Annotated in this window: 12 protein-coding genes and 5 tRNA genes; all 17 read left to right on the plus strand. The window is 43.7% G+C overall.

The annotated features are described in order from the left end of the window. Positions 1–2: 2 nt before the first annotated feature. Entirely contained in the window at positions 3–875 is an 873-nt protein-coding gene (locus tag D890_RS0102575; protein WP_018962975.1) for a branched-chain amino acid ABC transporter permease, read from the plus strand. Positions 876–879: 4 nt separating this feature from the next. Next, positions 880–1872, plus strand: a complete 993-nt coding sequence (locus D890_RS0102580) for a branched-chain amino acid ABC transporter permease (RefSeq protein WP_018962976.1) — start codon at positions 880–882, stop codon at positions 1870–1872. Beyond that, positions 1869–2651 carry an ABC transporter ATP-binding protein gene (locus D890_RS0102585; RefSeq protein ID WP_018962977.1) on the plus strand — a complete coding sequence of 261 codons (783 nt, stop codon included), beginning with the start codon at positions 1869–1871 and terminating at the stop codon, positions 2649–2651. The genes D890_RS0102580 and D890_RS0102585 overlap by 4 nt, the downstream gene beginning before the upstream one ends. After that, positions 2644–3339 (plus strand): ABC transporter ATP-binding protein, encoded by a 696-nt coding sequence (locus D890_RS0102590; protein WP_018962978.1) that lies wholly within the window; start codon positions 2644–2646, stop codon positions 3337–3339. Before D890_RS0102585 ends, D890_RS0102590 begins: the two co-directional genes overlap by 8 nt. A 133-nt stretch (positions 3340–3472) precedes the next feature. Then, a tRNA-Val gene (locus D890_RS0102595) sits at positions 3473–3547 on the plus strand. Positions 3548–3551: 4 nt separating this feature from the next. Continuing rightward, a tRNA-Gly gene (locus D890_RS0102600) sits at positions 3552–3626 on the plus strand. A 30-nt stretch (positions 3627–3656) separates the two neighbouring features. Next, positions 3657–3731: transfer RNA gene (locus tag D890_RS0102605), tRNA-Thr, on the plus strand. Between the two features lie 85 nt (positions 3732–3816). Continuing rightward, entirely contained in the window at positions 3817–5394 is a 1578-nt protein-coding gene (argS, locus tag D890_RS0102610) for an arginine--tRNA ligase (protein ID WP_018962979.1), read from the plus strand. A 13-nt stretch (positions 5395–5407) separates the two neighbouring features. Further along, the gene (locus D890_RS0102615) at positions 5408–7012 is read left to right on the plus strand and encodes a CTP synthase (protein WP_018962980.1); all 1605 of its coding nucleotides are present in this window, start codon (positions 5408–5410) and stop codon (positions 7010–7012) included. A gap of 14 nt (positions 7013–7026) precedes the next feature. Next, positions 7027–7101, plus strand: a tRNA-Pro gene (locus D890_RS0102620). A 28-nt stretch (positions 7102–7129) separates the two neighbouring features. After that, complete coding sequence (locus D890_RS0102625) at positions 7130–8371, plus strand: aspartate aminotransferase family protein (protein ID WP_018962981.1); 1242 nt, start codon at positions 7130–7132, stop codon at positions 8369–8371. Between the two features lie 5 nt (positions 8372–8376). Beyond that, on the plus strand, positions 8377–8814 hold the full coding sequence (locus D890_RS0102630; protein WP_018962982.1) for a type II toxin-antitoxin system RatA family toxin: 438 nt from the start codon (positions 8377–8379) through the stop codon (positions 8812–8814). Then, positions 8811–10193, plus strand: coding sequence for an NAD(P)/FAD-dependent oxidoreductase (locus D890_RS0102635; protein WP_018962983.1), 1383 nt, complete (start codon positions 8811–8813; stop codon positions 10191–10193). The genes D890_RS0102630 and D890_RS0102635 overlap by 4 nt, the downstream gene beginning before the upstream one ends. Continuing rightward, on the plus strand, positions 10184–11404 hold the full coding sequence (locus D890_RS0102640) for an adenylosuccinate synthase (RefSeq protein WP_040363478.1): 1221 nt from the start codon (positions 10184–10186) through the stop codon (positions 11402–11404). The genes D890_RS0102635 and D890_RS0102640 overlap by 10 nt, the downstream gene beginning before the upstream one ends. A gap of 33 nt (positions 11405–11437) precedes the next feature. Then, a tRNA-Pro gene (locus D890_RS0102645) sits at positions 11438–11514 on the plus strand. A gap of 25 nt (positions 11515–11539) precedes the next feature. After that, the gene (locus tag D890_RS0102650) at positions 11540–12997 is read left to right on the plus strand and encodes an aminotransferase class I/II-fold pyridoxal phosphate-dependent enzyme (RefSeq protein WP_018962985.1); all 1458 of its coding nucleotides are present in this window, start codon (positions 11540–11542) and stop codon (positions 12995–12997) included. A gap of 51 nt (positions 12998–13048) precedes the next feature. Then, positions 13049–13360 (plus strand): hypothetical protein, encoded by a 312-nt coding sequence (locus D890_RS0102655; RefSeq protein ID WP_018962986.1) that lies wholly within the window; start codon positions 13049–13051, stop codon positions 13358–13360. Positions 13361–13363: the final 3 nt, after the last annotated feature.

Raw genomic sequence — 13363 nt, forward strand, 5'->3', positions numbered from 1 at the left:
CTATGCAACAGGTCATAAATGCACTAATGCTTGGTTCCATGTACGCTCTTATTGCCCTCGGTTATACCATGATTTACGGTATCATCCGGTTCATAAATTTTGCTCATGGTGACGTTTTTATGGTGGGTGCCTACATTGTTTTCAATGTGGTTACCATATTTAAGTTCGGTTTTTGGGGCGCGCTTTTGTGTGCTGTTCTTGGTACGATGCTGCTGGGCGTTGTTATAGAACGCGTGGCTTATAAACCGCTTAGGAATGCGCCTAAAATATCTCTTCTCATTACTGCCATAGGTGTTTCTTTGTTTTTGGAGAATTTTGTAGCATTGCCCGTGGTAATGGGGTCTATGCCCAAGGTTGTGCCTTCTTTTATTCCGATTTCCATATATAGTTTAGGCAATGTAAAGTTTTCGTCAGCTCAAGTAATAATTCTGGTAACAGCGGTAGCCTTGATGATATTCTTAGGTTGGTTCATACGCAGTACAAAGTTGGGTCGCGCTATGAGAGCTGTATCTTCCGATTATGCTGCTGTGCCTTTAATGGGAATAAACGTGGATAACATCATATCCATGGCTTTTGCTATTGGTTCTGCTTTGGCTGGAGTCGGCGGTCTCCTTTATGTCATTGTTTATCCTGAGGTTGATCCATTTATGGGCATTATGCTCGGTACAAAGGCCTTTATTGCCGCAGTGGTAGGTGGCATCGGTAACATTTATGGAGCTGTTGCCGGAGCATACCTTATTGCTTTTTTAGAAGTTGCTATGGTAGCAGCTGGATATTCTATGTGGCGCGATGCTGCTGCCTTTGGCTTGCTCATCATCGTATTACTTATAAAGCCATCTGGCCTATTTGGCAAATTTGAAAAGGAAAAGGTGTAAAGCCATGAAGCGGTTATCTAAAAATACAATAACTACTATCGTGGTCATATTAGTTTTATTGATCGTACCTCAAGTGCTTTACAGTACCGGAGTAATAACCATTTATGTGCTGTCCATACTGATGGAAATATGTTTTTTCTCCATAAGTGCGCTTTCCCTTAATTTGGTATTTGGCATTGCCGGGCAATTTTCTTTGGGACAAGCTGCCTTTGTTGGCGTGGGTGCTTACGTTTTTGGTTACATTATCAATCAGGTTCCATCATGGTGGATGTTATTCCCAGCATTAATCGCCGGTGGTTTGGCGTCAGCAGCATTGGGCTATGTTGTCGGTCTTCCCACGCTGAGGCTCAAAGGGGACTATTTAGGTATCGCAACCCTCGCTCTGGATCAAATCTTTGTCGTAGTGATACAGAATATAAAAGCTGTTGGCGGAGCAAGAGGCTTTCTTTTGGGTATAGGAAGTTCTTTTCGTCAATGGTGGCTGTTTTTTGGCGTTGCCGTTATCAGTGTCTGGATAATGAGAAATATTGTCTATTCTAACTGGGGCCGTACGATGATTGCAGTAAGGGAAGACGACATCGCTGCAGAGGCTGTTGGCATAGATACCACGAAATCAAAAATTTGGGCGTTTGTTATTGGCTCGTTTTTTGCGGGCGTAGCCGGTGGTTTATCTGCAATTTACAGCGGTTTTCTACAGCCAAACTCTTTCAACTTTATCCAGTCTTTTAATTATATGGTCATGGTCATTATGGGAGGTCTTGGTTCGCTGGGAGGTTCTCTGGTGGGCGCTTTTGTGTATGTGGCATTCCTGGAAGGATTTCGACTGTTGAAAGATTGGGCCATGTATGTGCCGTTACTCGGCAGCATAGCTCAAGATCAATATCGCATAGTGTTTTTTGCACTGATCCTGATAGTTATCATGCTTTATGCTCCTAAGGGCATTATGGGTGGAAAAGAATTTGCCATTCTTAAGGGTAAGGAGCTGGAAAAGAAATGAAGCCTGTCCTTGAGTTCAATAATGTTATCGTTTCTTTTGGTGGACTAAAAGCAGTAAATGATGTATCGTTCACTATCGAAGAGGGGCAGATATTCGGCCTTATAGGGCCAAATGGCGCTGGCAAAACAACGGTATTCAATACCATAACAGGTTTTTATAAACCAGATAGTGGGGAAATACGCTTTTTAGGTGAACCCATAGAAGGTAAACCCACATGGTGGATCACACGTAAAGGCATATGCAGAACATTTCAAAACATAAGAGTTTTTAAGCAATTGACAGTCTTAGATAATGTGCGTATTGCACTCCATGAAGCTGCTGAATACGGATTATTGGATGCTGGCACACATGCTACGAAAAAATTCCGGCAGCGTGAAGAAGAAATAATAAAAGTATCTGATGAGCTATTAGGGGGAATTGGTTTGCTCGAGGAACGAAGCAAGATTGCGTCACAACTGCCTTATGGTAAACAGCGAGAGTTGGAAATCGCTCGAGCGTTAGCATTAAAGCCAAAGTTACTTCTATTGGATGAACCAGCAGCCGGGATGAACCCAACTGAGACCATGGAATTAGGGCGCTATATAAAATCTATTAGGGATAATTTAGGCATTACCATTTTTGTTATCGAGCACCACATGGATTTGGTTATGGGTATTTGCGAAGAAGTCGCAGTGATGGACTTTGGGGTAAAAATTGCTGAAGGCACTCCTGACGTAGTCAAGAATAATCCACAAGTTATTTCGGCTTATCTTGGTCAGGAGGTGAGCACAAATGCTTGAGCTTGATTCCTTATTCGTTCGCTATGGCGGTATTACGGCTGTGCGCGGTATCAGCGTAAAAATTGATGACGGCGATTTGGCGGCGATAATCGGTGCCAATGGCGCTGGAAAGTCATCTACTCTAAATGCCATTGTTGGCATGGTTCCCGTAGCCGAAGGGAAGGTCTTCTTCGATGGCCAAGATGTAACAAGAACGCCTACTCATGTGAAAGTAAGAAAAGGTATGGTACTTGTGCCCGAAGGGAGACGAATTTTCCCAAACCTGACCGTCTATGAAAACCTTCAGATGGCTGGATATGCAGTAAAAGATTGGAAATCAGAACTGGATTTTGTTTTTACGTTATTCCCCATACTTAACGAGCGGTTTAAACAATCGGCAGGAACGTTGAGCGGTGGAGAACAGCAGATGCTTGCAATTGCCCGAGGAATAGTAGCTAAGCCTAAAGTATTATTGCTGGATGAGCCATCTTTAGGCCTTTCTCCTGTATTGGTTCAGCAGATAATGGGTGCCATAAAGCAGATAAACCAAAGAGGAACCACGGTACTACTAGTGGAGCAAAACGCTTTTGCAGCTTTGAGAATAGCGTCTAAAGCTTTTGTAATGGAACTCGGAGAAATTACGCTGCAGGGTGAACCTTCGCAGATTGCTGTCAATGAGCACGTAAGAGCTGCTTATCTGGGCGCCTAATCGTTAGGGTGCATGAGCCAAAAGGGTAGCAAGTATTGTCAAGTGGCATATGTTATGTGTATAATTTATTTGGTTGGTTGAAGTTGGACCTTGACAAGCGTAAGGCCTCTGGGCTAAAATAAGTAAAGTTGAAGGGCGGTTAGCTCAGTGGTAGAGCGCTTGTTTCACACACAAGAGGTCGGAGGTCCGAGTCCTCTACCGCCCACCAAGGTGCGGGAGTAGCTCAGTGGTAGAGCATTTGCTTGCCATGCAAAGGGTCGCGGGTTCGAATCCCGTCTCCCGCTCCATTGTTTTTCTTTCCCCCTCCACGATGATGGGCCGGCGTAGCTCAACGGCAGAGCAGCTGATTCGTAATCAGCAGGTTCCCAGTTCAAGTCTGGGCGCCGGCTCCATATGTAATTCGGACAAAATCTGTTTAATCCTTTTTAACAACTATTGGCATATATAATTGATTTTGTTGTGTAGGAGCGTGATGTGATGGACTTGAAATCGATAATTTACGAAACTATTGAAAAGCAGTTCAACATAACCTCGAAAGACGATATTCCCTCATTTGATTTGCAGCTTACGCCTGATATTGGCATGGGCGAATATGCTGTTCCTGTGGGATTTGTTTTGGCTAAGAAGCTGAAAATGGCGCCGGATAAAATAGCTGAACAGATAGCAGAGAACATGCATGGTCCTTTTGAAGCTCACTACGTAAAAGGTTTTGTCAATATTCGGATGAGTGACGATTGGTGGTTGAGTCGTCTTAATGAAGCATTTGTTTCTTATCCCCACATTACAGGCAATGCGTTGGTAGAATTCGTGTCTGCTAATCCTACGGGTCCTGTACACATTGGACACGGAAGGGGAGCCGTAGTTGGCTCCATTCTTACTAATGTACTTTCACGCGTTTATGACAAAGCCGATTCTGAGTTTTACATAAACGATGCCGGAGAGCAAATCAGAAAATTCTGTAACAGTGTCGAAGTGCGGATAAGACAACTCAAGGGAGAGCAAGTTGAACTACCCGAAGATAGTTATCATGGAGATTACGTAGTAGACATAGCGAAAAAGGTACTTGGAACGTATGACTGGGATCATTTGAATGAAGAGCAAAAATGGAACGTATTGTGGAACGGCGCTGTAAGTATGATGGAAGAATGGCACAAAGCAACCTTGGACAAGCTTGGTGTGATGATGAACATCTGGACAAGTGAGCGTCGCATTAGAGCGGAAAAATGGCCTGAAAAAGTTCTGGAGTTGCTTGGAGAAAAGCATCTAACTTACGAACAAGAGGATGCACTGTGGTTCAAGTCAACCGCATTTGGTGATGATAAAGACAGGGTTTTAGTGAAGAGCAACGGGGAATACACATATTACTTGGTTGATATTGCCTACCACCTTGAAAAAATCAGCCGTGGTTATGATGTCTTGGTGGACGTGTGGGGAGCTGACCACATAGGGCATCTCTCACGCATGAACAGTGCTCTAACCGCATTGGGTTTTGAAAATCGCCTGAATGTGGTTTTGGTGCAAACAGTTAGATTCTGGCGTCAAGGGGTAGCTGTTGCAATGTCAAAGAGAAAAGGCGAGTTCCTCAGTTTGGATGAGCTCATAGAAGAAATTGGTAAAGACGCTGCACGTATTATGTTTGTCAGTAGATCTGTAGACGCCACATTGGATTTCGATATCGATGTTGCGAAGCAAAAAGCTATGGACAACCCTGTTTACTACATCCAGTATGCCTACGTTAGAGCCAGGAATATATTGATGAAAGAACAAGAACGGCAGTATGGGGACGCTAAAGGTTTTGATACGTACGAGCGTACGCTTCTTCGTTTATTAAACGCCTATGAGGATCGTATAGCACAGACTGTTAGGAAAATGGATCCTTTTGTCCTGGAAAGCTATGCTTGGGATTTATCCGATGCTTTCCACAAGTTTTATCAATTTGATAGAGTTGTTGGCTGTGAGTATGAAAACAGCCGATGGCTTTTAACTGAACGCTTTGTGGAGGTTATGGAAGAACTCTTCGATATACTCGGTATAGAGAAACTGGAGCATATGTAAAAAGGGGGCGTATATGGATACCAAATTTGTGTTTGTTACTGGCGGTGTATTAAGTTCTGTAGGGAAGGGAATTGCTGCAGCTTCAATAGGGATGTTGTTTAAGGCACGTGGCTACAAAGTAACGGCAGTGAAGATGGATCCTTACCTAAACGTGGATGCGGGCACCATGAGCCCGTTTCAACATGGGGAAGTGTTTGTAACGGAGGATGGCGCTGAAACTGATTTAGACTTGGGCCATTATGAACGTTTCTTGGATGAGAATTTGTCTGGTAAAAACAATATTACTTCTGGCAAAATCTACTCTCATGTTATTGCTAAAGAAAGAAAGGGTGACTACCTTGGTTCCACTGTTCAGGTCATTCCACATGTCACTGATGCCATAAAGGAGAGTATTTTGTATGGTGCGCAAGGCTCAGATCTAGCGGTGGTTGAGATCGGCGGGACAGTAGGTGATATCGAGAGTTTACCGTTTTTGGAAGCGGTCAGGCAACTACGCAGAGAATTAGGGCCTAATGGTAGTGCCGTAGTACATGTTACCTATGTGCCCATACTGGATACAACGCAAGAAGCTAAAACGAAGCCCACGCAGCATAGTGTAAAGGAGCTGCGTTCCATAGGTCTTCAACCTGATGCGATCATACTTCGTTCGCATTTGCCTCTGGAAGAGCATGTTCTTGAAAAAACTGCTTTGTTCTGCGATGTTCCCTTAGATGGGGTAATCAACAGCTATGATTTGCACTCTGTTTATGAAGTACCTTTACTTCTCGAAGAAAAACACTTGTTGCAAGTGCTTGAACAAAGGCTTTTTGGAACGAGCAAAGAAGCTGACATTAGTGCTTGGCGCAACATGGTAGGTATGAAGACAGAAAAGAAATTGACAATAGCGTTAGTTGGCAAATATGTGACGTTGCCTGACGCATACATTTCTGTAGTTGAAGCAATAAAACATGCTGCTATTAGTAAAGGTGCAAAAGTAGAGGTTATCTTAATCTCTTCCGACAATTTAGAAACTGCAAGTGATAGTGTTCTCAAAGAAACATTTGATGGCATTGATGGCCTTGTTATACCAGGAGGATTTGGCGGAAGAGGCATTGAAGGCATGATCAAAGTGCTTCAATATGCACGGGAAAACAAATTGCCGACACTGGGTATCTGTTTAGGTATGCAGGTCATGTCTATAGAATTTGCTCGCAATGTTTTGCAATTAGACGGTGCAAACAGCACAGAATTTGATCCTGCTACATCTTATCCTGTGATAAGTTTGTTACCGGAACAATCTCAAATCGAGAATATGGGTGCGAGCATGCGTCTGGGAGCTTATCCTTGCACGCTAATAGAAGGAACGAAAGCGCAAGAAATGTACAAGAAACCAGTAGTTTTTGAGAGGCATAGACATCGTTTCGAGTTTAACAATCTTTTTAAACAAAAGTTCGAAGAGAACGGTTTCATTGTTTCAGGCATTTTTGAACCAAAAAACCTCGTGGAGATACTGGAATTGAAGGACCATCCATTTTTTGTGGGGGTACAGTTTCACCCAGAGTTCAAGTCGAGGCCTATGGCGCCTCATCCGTTGTTCCAGGGCTTGATTGCACAAGCTTTGGAGCGATCAGCACTGTGATATAATAACAGCTGCGGGGCGTAGCGCAGTGGTAGCGCACTCGTTTGGGGTGCGAGTGGTCGGCGGTTCGAGTCCGCCCGCCCCGACCAATTTTTGTTTCTTGGAGGTGGCTACCCCTTGAATTCTGATGAAATAATCCAAAATTATCATGATCACATAAATCCAGGTTTGGCTGATTTACTTCAACTTGGTGGATTAGCGGCAGTTGATGACAGAGCCGAAGGTTCTTATGTGTGGGACATGGACGGAAATAAGTACCTGGATGCTGTTGGAGGTTACGGTGTCTTTGGTTTGGGACACAGACCACCAAAAGTTATTCAGCGAGTCAAAGAAACACTTGATAGGATGCCCATGGCCTCTAAAATTTTTGTCTCTCCTTCTGAAGCTGAATTAGGTTATGTTCTTTCAAAGGCTACTGGTTATGAGTATTTCATGTTCTTAAATTCTGGTTCTGAGGCTGTGGAAACAGCATTAAAACTAGCTCGTTTGACCAGTGGCAAGCAAACGCTCATTGGGATGACAAATGGCTATCATGGTATCACCTATGGTGCGTTGTCTGTTTCTGGCAGAGATTTTTACAAAGAGCCGTTTAAACCGCTCCTACCTGGTGTGAAGATCGTTCAATACGGAGATATTGAAGCGCTGCGAAATGCTTTAGATGAAAACGTAGCAGCAGTTATATTGGAACCCATACAAGGTGAAGGCGGTGTAAACGTTCCACCTGACGGTTACTTAAGAGCTGTAAGGAAGGCTTGTGACGACGCTGGCTGCTTCCTCATCTTAGACGAAATTCAAACTGGTATGGGCAGGACAGGTAAATTATTGGCAGAAGAATGGGAAGATGTTCGAGCGGACATCGTGTGTTTAGGTAAGGCGCTTGGTGGTGGCGTAGTTCCCATAGGTGCAGTAGGTGCCAATGAAAAAGCATGGCAAGGTTTTATTGATAACCCCTTAATACATGAGAGTACATTTGGGGGAAACCCTTTAGCAACCAGTGCTGGTATAGCATCTGTTCAAGAAATACTGGACAAGCACATTTGGGACAATGCTTACACTATGGGAACAAAACTGATAAATGCATTGAAGAGTGAAGCAGAGAAATATCCAAATCTAATTAAAGAAGTTAGAGGGCGTGGACTTCTTATAGGCATTGAAATGGCTCAGGAGGGTTATGGTTTGCCCATGATGGGCTTTATGCTTGAGGAAAAGACACTGGTGGCTTACGCTTTGAATAATCCGCGCGTCATACGTATAGAACCTCCCTTAATAATCGGTGATGAAGAAGTTGAGTGGATCGCAAACGCATTTAGCAATGCCTTGGTAAAACTTCAGGATCTTGCCAAGGATTTGGAGGTGTAGACAAGATGTTAGTTGAAGAAGAGATTATAGTCAATGCACCTGCTGATAAGGTTTATGACATCGTAAAAGACATGGGACGGTATGCAGAATTCATACCGTCGCTGAAAGAAGTTACCGTTTTAGAGAGTGGACCAAATTACACCATAACCAAATGGGTTTCCAAGGTTCAGACGTTTACGCTGCAATGGACAGAACGTGACACCTTCTTTGATGATGATAGACGTATAGAATACAAACTTGTAGAAGGTGCTATGAAAAAGTTCGAAGGGAAATGGTTAGTAGAACCTCAGGCTGATGGAACCACGAAGGTTCATCTCGATGTGGACTTCGAACTGGCTATGCCGGCACTGCGTGACTTTTTGGGCCCCATGGCGAAAAAAATCATGCGTGATTCACTCAAAGCGTTGCTCCAGGGTGTAAAAGCGGAAAGCGAGCGCTCATGAATAAGCGTGTCATTATAGTAGGAGCTGGGCCTGCTGGTATTTTCTGCGGTTTGCGCCTTTCAGAGTTTATCCCTGGAGAAAATATAACCATAATTGAAAAAGGCAAACCCATAGATAAACGCAATTGTCCTTTGCTTATCACGGGGAAGTGCATAAATTGTGAGCCATGTTCCATGATCAGCGGATGGGGAGGAGCAGGCGCTTACAGTGACGGTAAGCTGAACATAACGGGTGATGTGGGCGGCTTCTTAGTTGATTTGTTGGGTGAAGAGCGTTTTTCTTCTCTTGTTCCAGAAGTTTTGCAGTACTATTTCGACCATGGTTCTCCACGCAACTTGGACAACGTCTCACAAGACCCGCAGGTTGCTGACTGGAGCAAAAAAGCTCGTCTATTAGGGATGAAACTTGTAACATTTCCTATTATCCATTTGGGTACAGACAAAACTAAAGAAGTACTTTCCAATATGTATAGAACACTCTCAGATAGAGGCGTTAAGGTGCTTTTTAACAGTGAAGTCGAGGCTATCATTACAGAGAATAACCATGTAACGGGAGTGAAGATTAAGGATGGCGATTCCTTAGAATCTGATTACGTGGTGGTGGCCGTAGGACGTTCTGGTGCTGACGATGTTACAAGGTGGGTAAATCAATTACATTTGAGTTTTGGCACTAATCCCGTAGATTTGGGTGTCAGGGTTGAGGTTCCTGCTGAAGTTCTATTACCCATGACCGATGTTCTTTATGAAGTTAAGCTGGAATACTACTCTCACGCTTTTGAAGATAAAGTTCGAACATTTTGTATGAACCCAGGTGGAGAAGTGGTTAAAGAGCATCTGGATGATGTAATCACGGTGAACGGGCATTCTTACAAGGAAAAATTCTTGCCCAATACGAATTTCGCTGTTTTGGTAAGTACTTATTTTACCGAACCGTTCAAAGATCCTGTAGCATACGGCAAGCACATAGCAAAATTAGCAAATTTGCTCAGTGGTGGTATCATCGTGCAGCGTTTTGGCGATTTGTTGAATGGGCATAGATCCACCCCTGAAAGGATTAAAAGAAGTATTGTTACACCTTCTCTTAAGGACTCGGTTCCTGGGGATTTGAACGCTGTTCTACCACGTCGTGACCTAGAAAGCATAATAGAGTTTTTGCAGTTATTGGATAAGTTCGCCCCAGGTGTGGGCAGCAGAGACACATTACTTTATGGAGTAGAAGTTAAGTTTTACTCAATGAGACCCGAACTTACAAATACGTTGGAGTCAGAAGTGCAAAACTTGTTCATGGTAGGAGACGGTGCAGGTATAACAAGAGGATTATTCCAAGCGGCGATGGCTGGTCTCGTAGTCGGAGACGCAATAAAGGAGAGATGCTTGTGAGTGCCGATTTGGTATTTGGGCTACAATGGGGTGACGAAGGAAAAGGCAAGGCTGTGGATTACATTTCGCCCAATTATGATGTTATAGCTCGCTTTAATGGTGGTGATAATGCAGGCCATACCGTGGTTCACCAGGGACAAACATATAAGTTTCACCAGATTCCTAGCGGTGTTCTGCACGGTTGCCTCGGGATTATAGGAAGCGGAGTCGTACTGAATCCAGAATCTTTGGAACAAGAGTTGACGCAGCTAAATGGCACACCGAAATTGATTATTTCTAAACGGGCACATCTTATTTTGCCGTCGTACAAGCTTCTTGACCAACATCTCGAAAGTTTAAAGAACGGAAAAGTTGGCACGACAGGCAGAGGTATAGGACCAGCATACGGTTTTAAGGCATTACGGTTTGGTATTCGCGTAGGCGATCTGTTTGAAGAGGATTTGCTAACGAAACTCAACGATGCAAAGAAACTTGTCGAAAACCTTGGCGTGGAATGGCAGGAACCAGATATAGAACACTGGAGGAGCATCCTTGAACCTTTTGTAGGTGATGACTATAGAACTTTGCATGAATGTTTGCTCGAAGGCAAGCATATACTTTTTGAGGCTGCGCAGGGAGTCCTTCTTGATTTGGATTTCGGTACTTACCCGTTTGTGACATCGAGCCCAACATTTACAGATGGAATTCACGTAGGTTCTGGCTTTAACGGAAAAGACTTGGATGACATTATCGGTGTTACCAAGGCATATACCACGCGCGTGGGTAATGGCGCTTTTCCTTCGGAACTTGATGGTGAGATGGCAGATTTTATAAGGAAACAGGGAGCAGAATTTGGCACCACTACAGGGAGACCGCGCAGGGTGGGATGGCTGGACTTAGTGGCACTCAAGTACGCCTGTAAAATTTCTGGTTGTAACAAGATATTCCTGACCAAAGTAGACGTCCTCTCGGGATTAAGTGATGTGGGTCTGGTAACAGCTTATGAAAGCAACGGAAAACGCTATGATGAATGGTTTGACTTTGATGAAACAGCTTTAAAACAAGTTCGACCAGTTGTGGAATGGGTGAGTGGGTGGGATAGCCCCACACATGATGGTTCTCCAGACAAGAATCTGATTTCTTTTATGGATAAAATAGAAAACACAGTGGGAGCAAAAATCCAATGGATCTCCTTCGGCCCTGGTGACGAAGAAACAATGCGCATGATATAATTGCCTATGGCAAACACATGATGACAGTTAGAGCGGGGCGTAGCGCAGCTTGGTAGCGCACCTGGTTCGGGACCAGGGAGTCGGCGGTTCGAATCCGCCCGCCCCGACCATTCAAAAGGGAGGAAACACGAGGGAATGAATGATCAATACAGAACCCCTTATTACAGTGGCCTTTTGGCCTATATTGCGAAACATCGTGCAAGTTTTCATATGCCAGGGCATAAACGAGGCCGAGGCATTCATCCGGATTTCAAGGCATTTTTAGGTGAAAATGTTTTTCTTCTGGACTTAACAGAAGTACAAGGGGTTGATTACCTCCATAAACCCACAGGTATTCTTAGAGAGGCCATGGATCTTCTTGCAGATGCTTATGGAGCCAAGGAGTCGTTTTTTCTGGTAAATGGCAGCACTGTGGGCAACGAGGCTGCTCTGATGACTGTAGGCGGGCCAGGTAAGAAGATACTTATAGCAAGAAATAGCCATCGCTCTGTAGTAGGTGGTCTCATCTTAAATGGTTCTATCCCTGTCTACCTCCCTGTTAATGTTGACCCTGAATTAGGTATTACCACAAGCGTTTCTCCAGAAGTTCTTAAAGAGTATTTGGAGAAAAACGATGTTGATGGTGTTTTCTTAACAAATCCCAATTACTACGGCATATCCGGTAATATCAGTGAACTGGTGGACATCGTACACGAGCATAATTTACCTATCATTGTTGATGAAGCTCACGGAGCCCATTTCCATTTCCACCAGGCTTTGCCTCTTTCTGCTGTGGATGCGGGTGCGGATATCGTTGTCGAATCAACGCACAAGACACTTTCATCCATGACGCAGAGCTCTTGGATGCATATTAATGGCAATAGAATAGATGAGGACCTTCTGAAAGCATCATTAAGAACTTTGCAGAGCAGTTCTCCTAACTACGTACTTTTGGCAAGTTTAGATGTGGCTCGTATGCAAATGGCAACTGAAGGAAGTCAACTGCTAAGTGCAGCGTTGGAGGTTGCGCAGTATTTGCGTACTTCCATAAATGCCATACCAGGTCTTCAGTGCTTTGGTAGGGAACGGATAGGACGTTATGGCATCTTTGATGTGGACCTGACCAAGATAACTATTAACGTTCTTGGTTTAGGGCTCACTGGATATAAAGTAGAACAATTGTTGAACGATGAATTGGGTGTGGAAGTAGAACTTTCAGATCCTAATAATATATTGGCTTTTGTAACCATCGGCGACGATTATGACAATGCAGATAAGCTCATAAAAGCAATGAAGAGCTTGTCAGAAAACTACTATGGTAAACTACAACCTCTGGAAACTGCAGCGGTGCATACGTTCCCAGAATTGCCTGATGTAGTTCTGACACCACGTGAAGCATTCTTTGGTGAGAAGAAAACTGTAGCATTCAAAGATTCTGTGGGAGCGGTGAGTGCAGAATCTGTGGTACTGTATCCGCCAGGAATACCTATAATTGCGCCAGGCGAACGTATTACTGAAGAAAGTTACGAGTACATTATTAAAAGAAAAGAAGAGGGTGCTGAGGTTCAAGGCACTGCTGATCCAGAGTTGGAATTTATTGAAATCCTCAAATAGTGTTAATGTCACTATTATAATGTATGTGGATTCTATTGAGGAGGTGAGGCTGTGGAAGACTTTTTTGAAAAAATAAATGCTTTTGAACAAGAAGCTACACGCATTGTCGATGATGCTGCTACACAGGCACGGCAGCGTGTTGAAAATGCACGTAGCGAATTGCAAGAAAAACTTGATTCCGTTGAAAAAGAACTTCGTAAGGATATTGAAAAAACATTGGCTGCCAATAGCGAACACTGGGAGTCTGTAAAAAAAGAACAAGTTCAATCCTATAATCTAAAACTCAGTGAATCGGCTAATAAAATAAGCAAGAATACCGAAAATATGGCAGATGAGCTGCTCAATGAATTTCTAAGGGTGTGATCA

The organism is Coprothermobacter platensis DSM 11748 (assembly GCF_000378005.1).
Lineage (GTDB): Bacteria > Coprothermobacterota > Coprothermobacteria > Coprothermobacterales > Coprothermobacteraceae > Coprothermobacter > Coprothermobacter platensis.